At 75.4% G+C, this 19,114-nt stretch carries 13 protein-coding genes and 1 pseudogene; 11 read left to right on the plus strand and 3 right to left on the minus strand.

Annotation, left to right across the window (positions count from 1 at the left end; genetic code table 11):
* The first annotated feature begins 5 nt into the window (after window positions 1-5).
* Window positions 6-1,502 (plus strand): PLP-dependent aminotransferase family protein, encoded by a 1,497-nt coding sequence (locus Q0994_RS30540; RefSeq protein WP_299541261.1) that lies wholly within the window; start codon window positions 6-8, stop codon window positions 1,500-1,502.
* 75 nt (window positions 1,503-1,577) lie between these two features.
* On the opposite strand, the gene Q0994_RS30545 is transcribed toward Q0994_RS30540, so the two are convergent.
* Window positions 1,578-3,215: a hypothetical protein gene (locus Q0994_RS30545; RefSeq protein WP_299541263.1), complete on the minus strand. Its 1,638-nt coding sequence runs from the start codon at window positions 3,213-3,215 to the stop codon at window positions 1,578-1,580.
* Window positions 3,216-3,253: 38 nt separating this feature from the next.
* Window positions 3,254-3,448 (minus strand): hypothetical protein, encoded by a 195-nt coding sequence (locus Q0994_RS30550; protein WP_073722514.1) that lies wholly within the window; start codon window positions 3,446-3,448, stop codon window positions 3,254-3,256.
* Window positions 3,449-3,791: 343 nt separating this feature from the next.
* Here Q0994_RS30550 and Q0994_RS30555 point away from each other — a divergent pair, with 343 nt between their 5' ends.
* The 6 genes from Q0994_RS30555 to Q0994_RS30580 all read left to right on the plus strand — a co-directional run bounded on the left by Q0994_RS30555 (window position 3,792) and on the right by Q0994_RS30580 (window position 13,818).
* On the plus strand, window positions 3,792-4,184 hold the full coding sequence (locus tag Q0994_RS30555; protein ID WP_299541270.1) for an ankyrin repeat domain-containing protein: 393 nt from the start codon (window positions 3,792-3,794) through the stop codon (window positions 4,182-4,184).
* A gap of 250 nt (window positions 4,185-4,434) precedes the next feature.
* Entirely contained in the window at window positions 4,435-5,853 is a 1,419-nt protein-coding gene (locus tag Q0994_RS30560; protein WP_299541273.1) for a HEAT repeat domain-containing protein, read from the plus strand.
* Between the two features lie 154 nt (window positions 5,854-6,007).
* Window positions 6,008-6,436, plus strand: a complete 429-nt coding sequence (locus Q0994_RS30565) for a hypothetical protein (protein WP_363325590.1) — start codon at window positions 6,008-6,010, stop codon at window positions 6,434-6,436.
* 115 nt (window positions 6,437-6,551) lie between these two features.
* A complete protein-coding gene (locus Q0994_RS30570; RefSeq protein ID WP_299541275.1) occupies window positions 6,552-8,078 on the plus strand; it encodes a hypothetical protein in 1,527 nt (508 codons plus the stop codon).
* Between the two features lie 55 nt (window positions 8,079-8,133).
* Window positions 8,134-9,045 (plus strand): hypothetical protein, encoded by a 912-nt coding sequence (locus Q0994_RS30575; RefSeq protein WP_299541277.1) that lies wholly within the window; start codon window positions 8,134-8,136, stop codon window positions 9,043-9,045.
* 69 nt (window positions 9,046-9,114) lie between these two features.
* Window positions 9,115-13,818, plus strand: coding sequence for a hypothetical protein (locus Q0994_RS30580; protein ID WP_299541279.1), 4,704 nt, complete (start codon window positions 9,115-9,117; stop codon window positions 13,816-13,818).
* Window positions 13,819-13,884: 66 nt separating this feature from the next.
* Here the strand turns inward: Q0994_RS30580 and Q0994_RS30585 are convergent.
* A pseudogene (locus Q0994_RS30585) lies at window positions 13,885-14,274 on the minus strand (hypothetical protein); the annotation flags it as partial.
* Window positions 14,275-14,856: 582 nt separating this feature from the next.
* Here Q0994_RS30585 and Q0994_RS30590 point away from each other — a divergent pair.
* Genes Q0994_RS30590 through Q0994_RS30605 form a run of 4 tightly spaced genes read left to right on the plus strand, consistent with a single transcriptional unit; the run spans window position 14,857 to window position 19,092 of the window.
* A complete protein-coding gene (locus Q0994_RS30590) occupies window positions 14,857-17,619 on the plus strand; it encodes a nitrate- and nitrite sensing domain-containing protein (protein ID WP_299541309.1) in 2,763 nt (920 codons plus the stop codon).
* A complete protein-coding gene (locus tag Q0994_RS30595; RefSeq protein ID WP_299541281.1) occupies window positions 17,616-18,059 on the plus strand; it encodes a roadblock/LC7 domain-containing protein in 444 nt (147 codons plus the stop codon). The genes Q0994_RS30590 and Q0994_RS30595 overlap by 4 nt, the downstream gene beginning before the upstream one ends.
* Before the next feature lie 9 nt (window positions 18,060-18,068).
* A complete protein-coding gene (locus Q0994_RS30600; RefSeq protein ID WP_299541283.1) occupies window positions 18,069-18,506 on the plus strand; it encodes a DUF742 domain-containing protein in 438 nt (145 codons plus the stop codon).
* On the plus strand, window positions 18,487-19,092 hold the full coding sequence (locus Q0994_RS30605; RefSeq protein ID WP_299541285.1) for an ATP/GTP-binding protein: 606 nt from the start codon (window positions 18,487-18,489) through the stop codon (window positions 19,090-19,092). The genes Q0994_RS30600 and Q0994_RS30605 overlap by 20 nt, the downstream gene beginning before the upstream one ends.
* Window positions 19,093-19,114 lie beyond the last annotated feature (22 nt).

Here is a 19,114-nt window from a genome sequence, read left to right on the forward strand (position 1 = left end):
TTTACATGGCGCAGTGGACTTCTACGGTGGGGGCCGCGCAGCTCGCCCGGCAGCTCCGGACCCAGCGGCGGCCCGTCGCACCCGGCGCCCGCAGGCCGCCCGCCTACCGCGCGCTCGCCGACGGGGTCCGGCTGCTCGTCCTGGAGGGCCGGGTGCCGGTCGCCGCCCGGCTGCCCGCCGAACGTGAGCTGGCCCCGGCGCTCGCGGTGAGCCGCACCACCGTCGCCGCCGCCTACGAAGCGCTGCGCACCGAGGGTTTCCTGGAGTCCCGGCGCGGCGCCGGCAGCTGGACGGCCGTCCCGGCGGGCAACCCGCTGCCCTCGCGGGGCCTGGAACCCCTGCCGCCCGAGTCGCTCGGCTCGATGATCGACCTCGGCTGCGCCTCGCTGCCCGCCCCCGAACCCTGGCTGACCCGCGCCGTCCAGGGCGCACTGGAGGAACTGCCGCCGTACGCCCACACCCACGGCGACTATCCGGCCGGACTGCCCGCGCTCCGGCAGACCATCGCCGAGCGCTACACCGAGCGCGGCATCCCGACGATGCCCGAGCAGATCATGGTCACCACCGGCGCGATGGGTGCCATCGACGCGATCTGCCACCTCTTCGCCGGCCGCGGCGAGCGCATCGCCGTCGAATCGCCCAGCTACGCCAACATCCTCCAGCTCATGCGGGAGGCCGGCGCCCGGCTGGTGCCGGTCGCGATGGAGGAGGGACTGGCCGGCTGGGACATGAACCGCTGGCGGCAGGTGCTGCGCGACGCGGCGCCCCGGCTCGCCTACGTCGTCGCGGACTTCCACAACCCCACCGGGGCGCTGGCCGACGAGGCCCGGCGCCGCGCCCTGGTGGAGGCGGCGCGCGCCGCGGGGACGGTCCTGGTGGTCGACGAGACCATGCTCGAACTCCGCCTCGACGAGGAGCTTCAGATGCCGCGCCGGGTCTGCGCCTTCGACCCGGCCGGCAGCACGGTGGTGACCGTCGGTTCCGTCAGCAAGGCGTTCTGGGCGGGCATGCGGATCGGCTGGGTGCGCGCCGCCCCCGACGTCGTCCGCAGTCTGGTCGCCGCCCGCGCCTACGCCGACATGGGCACCCCGGTACTGGAACAGCTCGCCGTCAACTGGCTGCTGCGTACCGGCGGCTGGGAGGAGGCCGTCGAGATGCGGCGGACCCAGGCGCGGGAGAACCGGGACGCACTGGTGGCGGCGGTCCGCCGGGACCTGCCGGAGTGGGAGTTCGAGGCGCCGCGTGGTGGCCTCACCCTGTGGGTGCGCACCGGCGGGCTCTCCGGCTCGCGGCTGGCGGTGGCCGGCGAACGGGTCGGCGTACGCGTGCCCTCGGGCCCCCGGTTCGGGGTCGACGGTGCGTTCGAGGGGTACGTGCGGCTGCCGTTCACCGTCGGCGGCCCGGTCGCCGACGAGGCGGTCGCACGGCTGGCGGCGGCGGCCGAACTGGTCGCCTCGGGCGCCGGCGCGGGGGCCGACGTACCCCGCACGTTCGTGGCCTAGGGCGGACCGGGCGCGAACGCGCCGAGGGCGGCGGACCGCGGTCCGCCGCCCTCGTGGTGCGTCGCTCCGCCGCGTCTAGCCCTCCGCCACCGCCGGCCGGGGGGTGTTCAGCGTGTCCTCGCCCGGTGCTCCGGCGGTCGCGCCCGCCGCGGGCGGCTTCAGCAGCGACGCCGCGGTGGGCTCCGTCTCCGGGTCCGCCGCCAGCGGGCCCCGGCCGCCGGGCAGCAGGTCCAGGACCGCGCGGCGCTGCTCCTCGCCGGTGGAGGCGTCGTAGGGGTCCGGGGTGGCCGGCACCTGGAGCCGGACCACGGGCCCGGTGCCGAGCCGGGCGTAGCCGCGTCCGGCGGGCACCTCCGGCAGTGGGGTGGTGTGCGGGGGAGCGCCGAGCAACGCCTCGATCTGCTCGCGCGGGGCCGGGCCGAGCGCGACCCGGGCCCGTGTGTGGGTGCGCACGGTCTCGGTGAGCGCGTCCAGGCCGTCGGTGTGCTCGGCGAGCACCACCGTGACGCCGGCCGCCCTGCCGTGCCGCAGCGGCACGGCGAGCAGTTCCTGCGGGTCCGGCCTGCCGTCGGCTGCGGCCAGGTGCCCGAGCGCGCTCGGGCGGTCGAGCAGGATCCACAGCGGCCGGGTGACGTCGCCCGGAAGGGCGTGTCCGTCCTGCCGGGCCCGGTTGGCGCTGATCAGCCGGCGCTCGGTCTCGTGCGCGGCCCATTCCAGCGTCGCGAGTGCGCCGGCCAGCCCGGACTCGACGGCGAGCACTCCGTCCTGCCCGGTCAGGCAGCCGTATTCGCCGGCCCCGCCGCCGTCGACGACCAGCACGTCGCCGTCGCGCAGCGCCTGGAGGGCGATGGAGCGCAGCAGGGTGGTGGCGCCGCTGCCCGGCGGGCCCGCGACCAGCAGGTGCGGCTCGGTGGAGCGGGCGCCGGTGCGCCACACGACGGGCGAGGCGTCCCGGGTGGCGTCGCCGTCCCGGACGGGCACCGTGCGCCGGACCGAGCCGGCGTCGGTGAAGCCGAGCACCGTCTCGCCGGGGGCGGTGACGAACCGCTGGGCGGCGATCGACGCGGGGAGCGGTTCGAGGACGGTCATCACCAGCTGGTTGGCCTCCTCGTCCCACACGAAGTGGTACTCGCGCCCCCGGCCCGACTTGGCGTGCAGCACCCGCTCGATGCCGGCGCGGGCGGCGGCCTCGCCGTCCGTGAAGTACGCGGGGTAGGTCACCTGGAGACGGGTGAGGCGCCCGTCGCCGTCGCACTCGTACCCGCTGAAGACCTTCTCCCAGTCGCCGCCGTGGGCGAACAGCGGACCGGGGTCGTCGGCCACGGAGAAGTACGGCACCAGCGCGTCGTAGAGCGACTTCAGCCGGGCCGTCATGGCCTCGTCGGGGCCGGTCCGCGCGGGGGTGCGCACCCGGCCCTTCCAGGCGGCGGCGCTCATCACCGTGATCAGGGTCATGATCGGCCCGTAGGGGATGAGCGCCACCACGAGTACGACGGCCGCGACGAGGAACAGCTTGGGACCGCGCCGGTCCTTGGGCGTCGCGGCCCATTTCCGCCGTCCTGCGACGGCCAGCAGCCGAAGACCACGGGTCACCGTGATCAGGGGATGGAGCACGTCGGTGGCGCTGTCGGCGGCCGTGCGCGCGTACGCGCGACCGCGAGTGAGGGTCGCGCTGCCGCTGCTCAAGATGCGGGGGAGTGGTCGCCTGGCCACGTCGTCTCCTGAAGGGGGGTGGGGTGGGTGCGGAGCCGTCAGAACTTGATCCCGCCCAGCAGTCCGGCGAGGCTCGCGCCGCCCGCCGTGATGCTCGGGGCGATCGCGGTGCCGGCCAGGTAGAAGCCGAACAGCGCGCAGATCAGTGCGTGGGACGCCTTCAGTCCGTCCTTCTTGAAGAACAGGAAGACGATGATGCCGAGCAGGACGACGCCCGAGATGGAAAGGATCATGAGTGTGCTCCTGGTTGGGGGGACAGTCACGATGAGTTCTTCCAGGCTCACCCGAAGTATCAATACGATAAAAGGTGCAATCGGGTGAAGAGGGGCGCTTTTCACTCTCCTGGCTGACGAAAGCTTGGCGGACGGCCCGATCGTCCGGCGCGCGCCGCCGGCAGGACCGCCACCCGTCGCCGATCAGGAGGCCCGCACGTCCACCCCGGGACCGGACCGGCGAACGTCCCGACCCGCACCGGACCCGGCGCAGTACGCTGTCGGTTTATCCGTACGGCCCCCGGGGCCGCACGGAGGCAGTCCCGCGGCAACGACGACGGATGAGGAAGGCGGTCCCGCCCCCATGAGCGAAACCCCGGATCCCGAGGTGGTCGAACTGGCGACGAAGGTCTTCGACCTCGCCCGCCGGGGCGAGAGCGACGGCCTCGCCGCGTACCTCGACGCCGGCGTCCCGGCGAACCTCACCAACGACCGGGGCGACACGCTGCTCATGCTCGCCGCCTACCACGGCCACGCGGGAGCGGTCAGTGCCCTCGTCGCCCGCGGCGCCGACCCCGACCGCGCCAACGACCGCGGTCAGACCCCGCTCGCCGGAGCCGTCTTCAAGGGCGAGGACGCCGTCGTCGACGCCCTCCTCGCGGCCGGCGCCGACCCGGCCGCCGGAACCCCCTCCGCCCTGGACACCGCGCGCATGTTCGGCAAGGCCGACCTGCTGGAACGCTTCGGTGCCCGCTGACGCGCCCCGCACGCCGCCCGTGGACCGGTCCGCCGGAAATGTGGTCGCGGTGGCGAAATGCGTGGGCCATCATGACGTCGCGGGCCCGCCCAGGGCCACCGACGAGAGGCAGGGGAACATGCTCAGCACCAGGCGCAGTACGGCGGTCGACCGATCATGTCGCTGCGCGGACTAGGTCCCGGGCCCAGCCCCCGGACCCGAGGAACGCACAGTCCCGGTCGCGTCGACAGCTTGATGTGAGGCATTCCCCATGTTCGATCCGTTCATAGCGCCGAGCGGCACCCTGCTCGGCCTGCTGCAGAGGGGCCGCGGAGACGGCACCCTCCACGCGCTCGCCGCGCCCCGCGCCGAGGCCCTCGCGGCCCTCGACCACTGCGTGCTCGACGACCCCCGCCACGACTGGCAGGTCGAGAACCGCTCCCTCTACTACGCCCGCCTCTACATCGACCTCGACGGCGGCCTCGAAGGGATCGAGCGGCACCTCGCCGACCCCGACGACCACGTCGACACCGACGACTCCCGCACCGGTCTCGCCCTCTCCGTCCTCGGCCACCTCGCGTCCTACGGCCGCGACGACGCCCTGGCCCTGCTGAGGCGCTACGCCGCCGACGGAGCGAACTGGGCGTGGGCCCTGGACGAACTCGCCCTGCGCGACGACGACGCCGGACTCCGCGCCCTCGCCGCACCGGTGCTCGCCCGCTTCCCGGACACCCCCGAGGGCACCGCCGCGCTCGCCGCCGCCGCCCGCGACGCCTACGAGCCCCGCCCCTGGCGGCTGTGGGCCGAGGACCCCCGCGACGAGATCGGCGCCCGCCTCGCCCACGCCTCCGCGCACGGCTCCTTCGACCGCTGGCAGCGGCAGATGAACCACACCGGACCCCGCCCCGGGTGGAGCGTCCAAGCGGTCTTCGACTGGGCCCAACAGGCACTGGAGCGCGGCACCGCCCTGCACGTCCCCGCCGCCCGCTGCCTCGCCGCCGTGGCCGGCCCCGACGACCGCCCCGCCATCCTCGCCGCCGCGCTCGACGGACCCGAGGGCGCCCGCTGCGCCGCACTGCACCACCTCGCGGAGACCGCCGACCCCGCCGTGCTCGACCTGATCGCGACCGCCGTGGCCGGCCCCGCCCGCACCGTGGCCGACGCCGCGGTCGCCGCCTTCGAACGGATGCCCGGCGACGACGCCGTGCGCCGGGCACGCCGTTGGGTCCACCGGCCGGACGCCCTCGGCGCCGCCGCCGCCGGGATCCTCGCCCGCCGGGGCACTGCGGCCGACGCCCCGCTGGTCCTCGGCGCGCTCCGCGAGACCGTGCGCGGCAGCGGCCCCGACGACCTGCTGCTGTGGACCCTCGTGGACGGCGCCGGCCGCCTCGGCATCACCTGCGCCGCCCCCGTGCTGCGCCACGTCTACCGCGAGACCGCCTCGTCCCACCTGCGCGGCGGCGCCGCCCGCGCGCTGGCCGCCACCGACCCCTCGTTCGCCACCGGCTTCGCCGTCGAATGCCTGTGGGACTGCGAGGAGACCACCCGCGAGATCGCCGCACTGCACGCGGAGACCGGCGACGTCAGGGTCGCCGACCGGCTGCTGCGGCTCGCCGCCGACCCCGCCGAGGAGGCCGAGGTGCAGACCGCCGTACGCAGCCGCATCGGCTTCGACCCCGCCGGGCTCTGACGCCGCCGGCCGGGCGCGGCGACGGCCGCCGCGCCCGGCCGTGTCGTATGCACGGGGGCGCGCAACGGGCCGCCGTGCGCACCGGCGCAAACGGCCGACGGCGCCGCCTTAGCCGCCGCGGTACGGGACCTGCTCGCCCGCGGTCAACGCCGTCGTGCACGCCCTGTCGGCCCGTTACGGCGCCGTCCACCTGTACGCGAGCGACCCCTCCTGGGTGCGCGACCGGTCCCTGTGGAGCGTGGACCGGCTGCACCCCGCCGAGCGCGGCCACCGCAAGGCCGCCGCCGGCTTCCACCGCCTGCTCGCCGACCGGGGACCGGCCACCGGCCGCCCGCCGGGCGAGGAACCCCTCCTCCCGCCGCCCGGCCGCGCCGCGTCCGCCGCCCGGCTCGCCACCCGGGGCACCGGCCGGCTGGTGCGCCGCGGCGACGATCTGCTGCCCCAACTCCTGCGCCTGGCCGCCGGGGAGACCGTCCACGCGGCCCGCGGCACCGCCGACGCCCTCGACCGGGAGGCCGCGCACGCCCTCGCCGCCGCCCTCGCCTCCGTCGGCGCCCCGGAGGTCCCCCGGCCGGTGCCGTGATCCGCCGGACCGGGGCGGCGGGGGCGCCTCCCGGCCCCGCCCGCCGCTCCGGGCGGAGACGGGCGCTTCGATGCCGTTTCGACCGTTGTCGGTGTGAGGACCTAATCTGTGCACCGTGACTTCGCCTGCCTACACGGACACCGCCGCGCCCCGGCCCGGCGCGGGGCCGCGGCCCGCCCCGGGCCCCGCGGCCGACGAGGGGCTCTCGCGGCGGCTGCGGGCCCTCGCCTGCACCGCGCCGCTGCACGACCTCGACGTGCGCAAGGCGAACCTCGCCGGCGAGTACACCGTGTACGCCATGTCCGAGGTCGCGCTCGCCGCGATCGACCTGGTCACCCTCCACATGGACTTCGACACCGGCGCCGACCACGACCAGATAGTGGCCAGACTGCTGCCCCGCGTCCACGCCCAGGCCCCCGGACGGCCCGTCTCCGAGCACGAGCGCGTCGCCCGCTGGGTCCTGGAGAACCTCGTCAACGTCGGCAGCGTCGACCGGGGCTTCCGGGCGGTCTACGGCACCTTCGACCCCGACGGCGCCTACGTCCGGCGCGACTACGACTTCAAGCTGATCGAGGAAGTCCCCGGCCACGGCGGCAGCGTGTACCTGCGCACCACCGACGAGGCGGTCAACGTCCTCGTCGGTGCCTTGGACACCGACGTCACCAGCGCCCAGATCGCCGCCGAGGTCAAACTCGAAGTGCTCGTCAGCCGCGGCCGGCTCGCCGACGCCCAGCTCGCCGCCGAGCAGGCCCGGTACCGCACCGTCCAGTACGCCGAGACGCTGCGCCGCACCCTGGAGGCGACCCGGCGCAACGTACGCGCCGTCGACTGGCTCAACGCGGTCCCCGACATGATCGCCGAGGCGCTCGACCACGTGGCCGACCGCTACCGCCACGAGAACGCCATCCTCACCAACATCCGCAAGGCGCGCGACGAGGCGGAGGAGCCCGAGAACAAGCGGCGGGCCGCCGAACTCGTCGACATCGTCAAGGACTGCATCCGCCGCCACACCCAGCTCCAGTCCCGGCTGCTGGAGGCCGGACCGCTGTTCCGGGCCGAACAGGACCGCCAGGCCTTCGCCCCGCCCGCCGCCCGCGCCGGACTCGACCTGTACGGCCAGCTCCTGGCCCCACTGCTGCCGCTCCCCGTCGAGGACGCCGGACGCGTCACCGACGCCTTCTTCGCCCGGGGCACCGGGCTGCGCACCCCCGTCTCCGTGCGCATGGGCGACCTCGTCGACCTGCTGCTCGCCCCGCCCCTCGAACGCGAGCACCTGGGCGCAGAGATGCCGGAACCCGACCTCATCGCCACCCCGGACGACAGCAGGTTCAGCGAGGACCAGCTCGCCGCCGCCACGGCCCTCCTCGACCTGGAGCACGACGCGCCGCGCCGACTCTCCGGCCTGCTGGCCGAGGCCCGGCAGACCGACCCCGAACTGCCCTACCTGGTCGCGCTGCTCGCCGTCCACGCGGCGAGCCCTCCGGTCGGCACCGCGTACCGGCAGGGCGAGCGCCGGCTGCTGTTCGCGGTCGACGACGGCACCGAACTCGACGACCCGGAGTTCGGCGGCGCCGACCTCGTCGTGGGCACCGCCCTGCTCGACACGGCCGGCAGGACGGCCGACCGCAAGGAGGCGTCGTGACGCCCCGCCCGCCCGCACCCGTACACCAGCACGTCCGCACCGAGGAGCCCCAGCCGTGAGCGACCACCGCGCCGAGCACACCGACGCGTGGGACGAGCCCGCCGCCCACGAGCCGGGGCCCGCCCCGTACCCGGCGGGCCAGGGCGGCGTCACACCGGCCGACGCCGCCGACGCCGCCCGGCTGGTCTCCTTCGGCCTCCAGCCGAAGCTGGTGCCGGCACGCGACGCCGAATACGCCGAACTGCTGCGCCGCTACCGTGAGGACCCCGCCTTCGCCCGGCTCGCCGACGCCGTCGCCACCGGCCTCGGACTCGTCGTCCTGGAGGTCTCCGGCCGCGCCGGGATGGCGGTCACCGCGAGTGAGGACTCCGTCTTCGCCGTACGGATGGGCGACTACGCCCGCCGCGCCTCCACCGACGCCGCCGACCGGTTCCTGCACGGCCTCGCCCACCTCGCGGTCGCCGCCCTGGCCTTTCCCCGCCCCGAGGACCTCGCCGACGACACCTACATCGGTCGGATCACCGTCAACGGCGTCGACTCGTTCGTCCGCCAGGCCTGCCGACGGCTGGAGGAGCAGGCCGAGCAGCGCGGCGACAACACCGACCCCGCCAGCGAAGCCCCCGGCCTGGAGGCCGGCTGGCGCGTCTACGCCCGCCGCAGCTCGACCGGGGCCACCAAGGACGCCCGCCGCCTCGCCGGATCCACCACCGGCATCATCGCCAAGGCCGTCACCTTCCTCACCGACTCCGGCTTCCTCCAGCGGACCGGCGACGACGCCGGCGGCGCCTACCGCACCACCGCCCGCTACCAGCTCCAGGTACGCGACATGGCCGGCGGATCCGCCATGGCGGAACTCCTCGACCTCGGCGTCGTCCCCGTCACCGACGGCACGGCCACCCTGCTGCCGCCCCGCGACACCGACGGCCTCGACCTGGCGGCCGACGCGGGACTGCCCTTCCACGGCTGATCCGCGCGGCCCGCGCCTCCCCCCCCGCCTGACGTTCCCCGCTTCACCGAACGACGAGAGTCCGCCGCCATGTACGAGTTGTCCCGGGTCCGCCTCTATTCCATCGGTCCGGCCGGCGCCCGCTACGCCGACACCGTGCTCGACCTGCGCGGCGTCGGAGCCCCCGTACCGAACCCGGCCCCGGCGCAGGCCGAGTTCTTCGAGGACGAGCCGGTCGGCCCGCCCCGGCGCCCCGCCCCCGCCGGAGTGCTCTTCCTGGAGAACGGCGGCGGCAAGTCCGTCCTGCTCAAGCTGATCTTCTCGGTGATGCTGCCCGGCCACCGCAACACCCTGGGCGGCGCAAGCTCCGGCGTGCTCCGCAAGTTCCTGCTCGCCGACGACTGCGGGCACGTCGCCCTCGAATGGCAGCACACCCTCACCGGCGAATGCGTCGTCGTGGGCAAGGTCAGCGAATGGCGCGGCCACCAGGTCTCCAACGACCCGCGCAAGTTCGCCGAGGCGTGGTACTCCTTCCGCCCCGGACCGGGCCTCAGCCTCGACAGCCTCCCCGTCGCCGAGGCCACCCCCGTGGCCCGCCCCGCCGACGGCACCTCCGGCGCCCGGGGCCGGCGCCGCACCATGAAGGGTTTCCGCGACGCCCTCACGGACGCCGGGAAGTTCTACCAGCATCTCGACGTGCACTGGGAGGAGATCCACGACCGCTGGAACGAACACCTCGGCGACCTCGGCCTCGACCCCGAACTCTTCCGCTACCAGCGGGAGATGAACGCCGACGAGGGCGAGGCGGCCGGCCTCTTCGCCGTCAAGAAGGACTCCGACTTCACCGACCTGCTGCTGCGCGCCGTCACCGACACCCGCGACACCGACGGGCTCGCCGACCTGGTCAGCGGTTTCGGCGACAAACTGGGCCGCCGCGCCGAACTCACCGCCGAACGGGACTTCACCGCCGGCTCCGTCGACCTCCTCGGCCGCATCGTCGAGGCCACCGCGACCCGCGCCCGCACCCGCGACGTCCACGCGGGCGCCGAGCGCCGCACCCGCACCCTCGCCCGCCGGCTCGCCGCCCGCGCCGCCGCGGAACGCGGCCGCACCGGCGAACTCGCCCAGCAGGTCACCGACGCCGCCCGCACCGTCACCGAGGCCGGCGCCGCCCGCACCCACCGCGAACGCGTCGCCGCCGAACTCGCCTACCGGCACGCCTCACTGGCGCTCGCCGCCGCCGAGAAGGCCGCCGCCGCCCAGCGCCGCGAACTCGGCGACGCCCGGACCCTGCACGCCGCCTGGCAGGCCGCCGAGGCGGTCCTGCGGCACCGCGCCGCCGCCGACCGCTCCGCGCGGGTCGCCGTCGCCATCCGCGAGGCCGAACGCGACGCCGCGCCCGCTCTCGCCGCCCGCGCCACCGCCGCAGCCGACCTGGTACGCGCCCTGCACACCGCCGCCGAGGAAGGCGAACGCGTCGCCAACGAGGAGGAGGAGCGCTCCGAGACCCTCCAGGCCACCGGCGAACGCGCCCACCGCGACGCGACCACCGCCGCCACCGAGGCCCAGCGCGCCCGCTCCGAGGCGGGCCACCTCCGCCAGCGACTGGCCGAGGTCGAGGCCGAGACCGCCGAAGCCGTACGCGCCGGGTGGCTCGACGACACCGCGTCCGACGCAGACCCGGCCAGGGCCGCCCTCGCCGCCGGCGACGCCGAGCAGGCGGCCACCGCCGCCTGGACCGCCGCCCGCGAGGCCGCCGACGCCGCCACCGCGCACGCCCGTGAGGCGGCGGCCGCCGAGAGCCGCGCCGAACTCGCCGCCGCGCGCGCCGCCGACGCCGCCCGCGCCGCCGCCCGCGGCCACGAGGACGAACGGGCCGCCGCCGCCTCCCTCGCCGCCGACCACCGCCTCGCCGACCTCCTCGGCCTGCCGTCCGCCACCGGCGTGCCGCACCCCCGCCGGGGCGCTCCCGGCGCCGGCGCCGCGCACGGCCCGCAGGACACCGGAGACTCCACCCGGACCGCCGAGGAGCACGGGGCTCTCGCCACCGACGAGGAGGCCGCCGCCCCGCTCTCCGTCGAGGAGTTCGACCGAGCCGCCGACGAACTGCGCGACCTGCTGGACCAGGGCATCGCCACCGCCGAACGCCGCCTCTTCGACCTGCGCACCGCCGCCGCCGACGACCACCGCATCCTCGGCGCCCTCGGCGACGGCGGACTCCTGCCGCCCGGCCCCGACGTGCTGACCACCGTCGAATTCCTGGGCGAGCACGGCATCCCCGCCCTCCCCGGATGGCGCTACCTCGCCCAGGCCGTCGACCCCGCCGACCACGCCGCGGTCCTCGCCGCCCGCCCCGAACTCGTCGACGGCGTCGTCATCACCGACCCCGACGCCCACACCCGCGCCCGCGAGGTGCTGTCCGGCGCCGCGCTGCTGCCCCGCTCCGCCGTCGCCGTCGGCACCGCCGCCGCCCTCCTCGCCCCGGTGCCCCCGGCCGGCGCCGGCGGCGCGGACGGGGTGTTCCTGGTGCCGCCGAACCCGGCCATGCACGACGAGCACGCCGCCGACGAGGAGCGCCACGCGCTGCGCAACCGGGTCGCCTCCCGCGACGAGGACATCCGCGCCCTCGCCGCCCGCCTCGCCGCCGACCGCGCGCTCGCCGCCCGCATCGGCTCCTGGCGCGCCGACTGCCCGCCCGGCATGCTCGCCGAACTCGCCCGGGCCGCCGACGCCGCCCGCACCGCCGCGCAGGCCGCGGACGCCGCCCTCACCGAGGCCCGTGCCGCCCGCGCCGAAGCCGACGAGGCCGCCGCCGACGCCGTCCGCGTCCGCGAGGAACGCCAGGAGACCGCCCAGCGCGCCCGCCGCGCCGCCGACGCCCTCGCGGGCCTCGCCCACCGCCTGCGGGAGCGCTCCGGCTGGCAGACCCGGCTCCGTGAACTGACCGAGGAAGCCGCCGAGTCCGAGGCTCGCGCCCAGGAGTACCTGGAACGCGCCCGCGCCGCCGACGAGGACCGCCGTGCCGCCCAGCGCGCCGGCGACGACGCCCGGCGCACCGCCCGCGCCCTGCGCGCCGAGCGCGCCGAGATCGCCGGCGCCCCCGAATCGCTCCCCGAGCCCGACCCGTCCGTCGGCCGCACCGCGCTGCCCACGCTCCGTGAGGCCTACCGTGCCGCCTCCCAGCTCTACGAGAAGGTCGGCGTCGGCGCCGACCTCCGCGCCGAACAGGCCAGGGCCGAGAGCGACGAGAGCGCCGCCCTCGCCGAACTCGACCGCCTCACCAACAAGGTCCGCACCCGCGCCGCCCAACTGCTGGAATCCACCGACGGCTTCGACGGCCCGTCCCGGCAGGCCGCCGCCGGCCGCGCCGAAGCCCTCGTCCAGCTGCTGGAGACCCGTGCCTCGGCCGCCAGCGAGCAACTGGGCCGGCTGCGCGGCGACGCCGAACGGCTCGCACCCGCCGACGACGAACCCCGCCACACCGACCTGCCCGACGAACTGGTCCCGGCCGACGCCGGGCAGGCGCAGACCCTGCTGCGCACCGCCACCGCCGAACTCGCCTCGGCGACCGCCGCCCTGGACACCGCCCGCGCCGCCCACAGCGAGCTGCTGCACGCCCACCGCACCGCCGAGGACTCCGCCGGCGGCTTCGACGAGACCGCCGCTCTCCTGCGCGACCTGCTGCGGGACAACACCGCCGACGACGACGACGGCGAGGGTCCCGACCCCTACCCCGGCACCCTGGAGGAGGCCCGGCAGTCCGCCGCCGAGGCGCGCCGCTCGCTGCGCGGCTGCGCCGCCGACCTCTCGGCCGCCGAGACCGCCGTCCGGGAGGCGAGCGACGTGCTGGTCCGGCACGCCAACTCCACCCGCTACGAACAGGTACGCACCCCCGCCCGCCAGCAGATCCGCGAACTGCCCGCCTCCGCGCTGCCCGACCACGCGGAGAAGTGGGAAGCCGCCTTCGCCCCCCGGCTGCGGGTCCTCACCGACGAACTGGTCCAGCTGGAACGCAACCGCGACTCCATCGTGGACCGGCTGCGGGGGCTGGTGGAGTCGGCGCTCGCCACCCTGCGCTCCGCCCAGCGCCTGTCCCGCCTGCCCGAAGGGCTGGGGGAGTGGTCCGGGCAGGAGTTCCTGCGCATCCGTTTCGAGGAGCCCGACCAGGCGACCCTCACCGAACGCCTCGGCGAGGTCGTCGACGAGGCCACCCACGCCGCCCTCAGGAAGAACGCCGACCTCCGCCGGGACGGCATGTCCCTGCTGCTGCGCGGGGTCGGGGCGGCGCTGCGGCCCAAGGGTATCGCCGTCGAGATCCTGAAGCCGGACGCGGTGCTGCGCGCCGAACGCGTCCCCGTCGGTCAGATGGGCGACGTCTTCTCCGGCGGCCAGCTGCTGACCGCGGCGATCGCCCTGTACTGCACCATGGCGGCGCTCCGCAGCAACGACCGGGGCCGCGACCGGCACCGGCACGCCGGCACGCTCTTCCTCGACAACCCCATCGGCCGCGCCAACGCGACCTATCTGCTGGAACTCCAGCGTGCGGTCTCCGACGCCCTCGGCGTCCAGCTCCTCTACACCACCGGACTCTTCGACACCACGGCGCTCGCCGAGTTCCCGCTGGTCATCCGGCTGCGCAACGACGCCGACCTGCGTGCCGGGCTGAAGTACATCAGCGTCGAGGAGCACCTGCGGCCCGGTCTGCCGCAGCAGGACCCCGAGGCCGAGACCGTGCACGGCGAGATCACCGCGACCCGCATGTTCAAGCGCGCCGCCGAAACCGGCACGGCCTGACGGGAGTTCCGCGCCGACGTGCCGGAGACCGTACGGCTACCGCACGGTCCGCCGCGCGACGGGGGGTCAGGCCCGGGACAGCCGGTGCCCCGCCTCGGCCCGATGGCCGGGGGCGCCCGCCTCGCGGTCGGCACGCGCGGCGGCCCGGCGGGCCTGCCGGCGCTCCCGGCGTATCCGGCGGGCGGTGGAGCTCGGCACCGACACCACGCCGTGCCGCTGGTTCCACACCTGCCGGGTCACCCACACGTCCAGCACCGCCCAGGTGGCGACGATGGTGCTCGCCACTCCGCCCAGCACCATCGGGAACGCCAGCCACGAACCGGCCAGGGTGCACAGGAACGCCACCACCGCCTGGATCAGCGTCACCGCCAGGACGAGGACGGCCCGCACCGCCGCGGTCCGGACCGGATCCGGCATCCGCCGCCGCTCCGCCGGCTCCTCCACCCACAACGGGCGCTGCGCACGCGCCGTTTCCCCCGCACCGCCGGCCGTCCCCCCGGACGACGCCGCCGGATTCCGGCGCTCCCGACTTTCCACTGGACCCTCAACTCCCCACCACTGTCCGATATGAGGGTGACTGCCCGGCTCGGAGTCGTTCTACGCCGGACGAGGCGCACGTCTTGCCCCACGTAACCCCACCGTGTCTCCTGCCCCGTCAGCATTGACGAATGTGCCCGCCCGGAAATTCCCCGTTCCGGGTTCGCGAACCCGGCCGGACGTGTGCCCGGGCCGTACGGGACCGAGGGGGCGAAGGGCGGCGGAAGGGTCGCGGAACGGTCGCGGAACGAAGAATTCCAGCCAACCGGTCGGTCTGTACGCCTACCGAACAGTCCGCCGTCACGCACAGCTCCCACTGGTTCCATCTCCGTGATAGCAGGTCTTCCAGCCGGTCGTCCGGGGCCGCGACGGCCGAAAATCGACCGGACAGGCCTTCGAGTTACCGGAGGGTCAGTAGTAGGCTCGCGCCGTTTGTTGACGCAGAAGACGCACGAGCGACGGATCACGGCCCCGGACACGGGGGCCGGGCTGGGGGAGGCCATGCGCTTTCGCGGGAAGTCCATCCGCCGGAAGATCGTGGCGCTGCTCCTGGTGCCCCTCGTCTCCCTGACCGGACTCTGGGTGTTCGCCACCTACGTCACCGGGCGCGCCGCCCACGAACTCATGGGCGCCGGAGCCGTCGTGGACAGCGTCGGCCACCCCCTGGAACAGACCATCCGTGCCGTCCAGGGCGAACGCCGCCAGACCCTCCTCTTCCTCGCCGACCCCCGCGCCTCCGACGCCCTGCCGAGGCTCCGCAACGAACGCGCCACCACCGACCGGGTCGTCGCCGACGTACGGGACAGCGCCTCCCGCTCCGACATCCGCGACGCCCTCGACTCCGGCGCCGAACGCCGCCTGGAATCCGTGCTGAACGCCGTGGACGGCCTGGACGCCCTGCGCCGGTCCGTGGAACGCCGCACCATCAGCCGCGCCCAGGCCCTGGAGTTCTACAACCGCCTCGTCGATCCCTGCTACCACTTCCTCAACGGGCTGCGGACCACCGAGAACGTCTCCATGGACCGTCAGGTCGCCGCCCTCGCCGGGATATCGCGGGCCCGCGAGACACTCTCCCGCGAGGACGCGCTGGTCGCCTCCGGCCTCCTCGCCGCCGACCGGCTCACCACCGAGGACCGGCGGGACGTCGCCGCGCTCACGGCCCAGCGCGAACTGCTCTACGAAACGAGCCTGCCGGCCCTGCCCGCCTCGGAACGCAGCAGGGTCGAGCAGTTCTGGAGCAGCCCCGGCACCCAACCGCTGCGCACCGCCGAGAACGCGCTGGCCGGCGGCACGGAGGGCTCCGAGGTGGACGCCGCGCGCTGGGACGAGGTCGCCGTGCCGGTCCTCGACCGGCTCGCCAACGACTCCACCGAGATGAACAACCGCTTCCAGGACCGCGCCGAACCCGCCGGATACCGCGTCCTCGCCCTCGCCGGAGTCGCCGGGGTGCTCGGCTTCCTCGCCCTGCTCATCTCCGTCTTCGTCTCCGTCCGGATCGGCCGCGAACTCGTCCGCGACCTCTCCCGGCTCCGCAAGGACGCCCACGAGGTGTCCGGCGTGCGCCTGCCCAGCGTCATGCGGCGCCTCGGGGCGGGGGAGCAGATCGACGTCGAGACCGAAGCCCCCCACCTCACCTACGAGCGCGACGAGATCGGCCAGGTCGGCCAGGCCCTCAACACCCTCCAGCGCGCCGCCGTCGAAGCCGCCGTGAAACAGGCCGACATGCGGCGCGGGGTCTCCGAGGTGTTCGTCAACCTGGCCCGCCGCAACCAGGTCCTGCTGCACCGGCAGCTGACGCTCCTGGACGCCATGGAACGCCGTACGGAGAGCGACGACGAACTCGCCGACCTGTTCCGGCTGGACCACCTCACCACCCGCATGCGCCGCCACGCGGAAGGGCTCGTGATCCTGTCCGGCGCGGCTCCGTCCCGACAATGGCGCAAGCCCATCCAGCTCATGGACGTGGTCCGGGCCGCCGTCGCCGAGGTCGAGGACTACGAACGCATCGAGGTCCGCAGGCTCCCGCGCATCGGGGTGGGCGGCCCCGCCGTCGCCGACCTCACCCACCTGATAGCCGAACTCCTGGAGAACGCCACGGTGTTCTCCCCACCGCACACCGCCGTCCAGGTGCACGGCCAGCGGGTCTCCAACGGCTTCACCCTCGAAATCCACGACCGCGGACTCGGCATGACGCCCGAAGTCCTCCTCGACGCCAACCTCCGGCTCGCCGAGACCCCCGACTTCGAACTCTCCGACACCGACCGTCTCGGCCTCTTCGTCGTCAGCCGCCTCGCCCAGCGCCAGAACGTGCGGGTGTCGCTGCAGAAGTCCCCCTACGGCGGGACGACCGCGGTCGTCTTCATCCCCGCCGCGCTCCTCACCGACGCCCCCGAGACCCACGGCACCGGCTTCCGGCTGGACCGAAGGACCGAGCGCGCCCTCGCCGGCGGCTCCCGCGACGGCAGCGGGCGCGGCGGCGACGAGCGGGGCACCACCTCGCTGACCCCGGTCCCCGCGGGGCTGGGCGCCCGCCGCCCGCTGGACGGCCCGGTCGAGCTCGAAGCACCCGCGCACACCGCGGACCGCGTCCGTGACCCGTTGCTCGACCCGGCCCTCACCCCGGTGCTCGACGGGGTGTCGGACCTGGAGGACAGCGACAGCGAACGCGGCGGCCTCTTCCGCGCCCGCGAACGCCGCCCCGACGACCCCGACACCCACCAGCAGGCCGCCGACCGGGGCGACGCCCACGAGGCCGAGGTGCGCCCGATGCGCCCCGCCGCCGCGGGCCCCACCCCGCTGCCCCGCCGCAAGCCGCCGGTGCTCGTGGCCGACCGCGGACGCCGCGTCACCGGCCGGGACCGCGTCACCGGCCGGGACCCGGGCGCCGACCGGGACCGCGGCACCGGGCAACCCGCGACGGACCCCGCGGCACCCGCCGCTTCCCCCGTCCCCGCGGACCGGGACGCCCCGGTCGCCCCCGCACCGGCCGCGCCGTGGCCCGACGCCGGCACCGTCGGCGGGCTGCCCCGCCGGGTCCGCCAGGCGAGCCTCGTCCCGCAGCTCCGGGACGACGCCGTGGACCGCGGCCCGCACGAGGAACCCGCCGCCGCCGACGGCGACACCGAACGCGACGCCGAAGCGGTCCGCGACCGCATGGCGTCACTCCAGCGCGGCTGGCAGCGCGGCCGTCGGCAGAACGCCGACGACGCGACCGGCCCGGTGGACACAGCACCAGGAACCACACCGGGAGGGGACGGTCCATGACCGCACCGAACGCCGCAGCACATCACTCCGCACGCCGTGGATCGGGCGAACTCGACTGGCTGCTCGACGAGCTCGTCGACCGCGTCGCCAGCATCCGCCAAGCCCTCGTCCTCTCCAGCGACGGGCTCGCCACCGGCGCCTCCAGGGACCTCGGCCGCGAGGACGGTGAGCATCTGGCCGCCGTCGCCTCCGGCTTCCACAGCCTCGCCAAGGGCGTCGGCCGGCACTTCGACGCCGGAAAGGTGCGCCAGACCGTCGTCGAACTCGACGAGGCGTTCCTCTTCGTCACCGCCGCAGGCGACGGAAGCTGTCTCGCCGTACTGGCCGACGCCGACTCCGACGTCGGCCAAGTGGCTTACGAGATGACGCTCATGGTCAAGCGCGTGGGGGCGCACCTGGCCAACGCCCCCCGCACGCCCGGTGCGCCCACCGGCGGGTGAGGGACGCGGATGAGAGCCGACTCCGCCCGGGGGGACCACCCCCGGCCACCGGAAGGCCCCGCCGACGCCCCGCCGTCACGCTGGTACGACGCGGACGCGGGGCCGGTCGTCCGCCCGTACGCGATGACGCGGGGGCGCACCGGCAGCGCCACCCGTCACCGGCTCGACCTGATCGCGCTCGTCGTCCCCGAACCCGCGGCCGACGATCCCGGCCGGGACCAGATGCTGTCGCCGGAGCACGTCGAGATCGTCGAACTCTGCCACCCCATGCCCCAGTCGATCGCCGAGCTCGCCGCCGGTCTGGACCTCCCCGTAGGGGTCGTCCGGGTCCTGGTGGGCGATCTCGTCGAGGAGGAACTGGTGCATGTGACCCGTCCCGTTCCGCCGGCCGAACTGCCGGACGTGAACATTCTTCGCGAGGTGATCAATGGCCTTCGGGCGCTCTAGCCGCAGCAAGCGGCCCGTCGAGCCCGTTACCCTGAAAATCCTGGTGGCGGGCGGCTTCGGCGTGGGCAAGACGACGATGGTGGGGGCGGTCAGCGAGATCAGACCGCTGCGGACGGAGGAGCGGCTCACCGAGGCCGGCCGGCCCGTCGACGACACGGCGGGCGTGGAGGCCAAGAACACCACCACCGTCGCCATGGACTTCGGCCGGATCACCGTCCGCGAGGACCTGGTGCTGTACCTCTTCGGCACGCCGGGGCAGGACCGTTTCTGGTTCCTGTGGGACGAGCTGGCCCAGGGGGCGCTGGGCGCGGTCGTGCTGGCGGACACCCGGCGGCTGCCCGACTGCTTCGCCGCGGTCGACTACTTCGAACGGCGCTCCATCCCGTTCGCCGTGGCGGTGAACCGCTTCGAGGGGGCCGAGATCTTCCCCGCCGACACGGTCCGCGCCGCGCTCGACCTCGACCCCGAGGTGCCGGTGCTCACCTGCGACGCCCGCGACCGGGGATCCGTCCGCGACGTGTTGGTCGCGGTCGTCGAGCACGCGCTGGTCCGCGCCGACCGGGTGCGCGAGCCCGCAGGACTCTGAACCGCCCCGGCCGGCCCCGTCA

Source organism: uncultured Streptomyces sp., assembly GCF_947488945.1.
Taxonomy (GTDB): domain Bacteria; phylum Actinomycetota; class Actinomycetes; order Streptomycetales; family Streptomycetaceae; genus Streptomyces.

Bases quoted from the DNA above. Each gene is read 5' to 3' on its own strand.
- Q0994_RS30590 (WP_299541309.1), top strand. From the start codon at position 14,857: ATGCGCTTTCGCGGGAAGTCCATCCGCCGGAAGATCGTGGCGCTGCTC.
- Q0994_RS30555 (WP_299541270.1), top strand. From the start codon at position 3,792: ATGAGCGAAACCCCGGATCCCGAGGTGGTCGAACTGGCGACGAAGGTC.
- Q0994_RS30600 (WP_299541283.1), top strand. From the start codon at position 18,069: ATGAGAGCCGACTCCGCCCGGGGGGACCACCCCCGGCCACCGGAAGGC.
- Q0994_RS30605 (WP_299541285.1), top strand. From the start codon at position 18,487: ATGGCCTTCGGGCGCTCTAGCCGCAGCAAGCGGCCCGTCGAGCCCGTT.
- Q0994_RS30550 (WP_073722514.1), bottom strand. From the start codon at position 3,448: ATGATCCTTTCCATCTCGGGCGTCGTCCTGCTCGGCATCATCGTCTTC.
- Q0994_RS30580 (WP_299541279.1), top strand. From the start codon at position 9,115: ATGTACGAGTTGTCCCGGGTCCGCCTCTATTCCATCGGTCCGGCCGGC.
- Q0994_RS30540 (WP_299541261.1), top strand. From the start codon at position 6: ATGGCGCAGTGGACTTCTACGGTGGGGGCCGCGCAGCTCGCCCGGCAG.
- Q0994_RS30595 (WP_299541281.1), top strand. From the start codon at position 17,616: ATGACCGCACCGAACGCCGCAGCACATCACTCCGCACGCCGTGGATCG.
- Q0994_RS30560 (WP_299541273.1), top strand. From the start codon at position 4,435: ATGTTCGATCCGTTCATAGCGCCGAGCGGCACCCTGCTCGGCCTGCTG.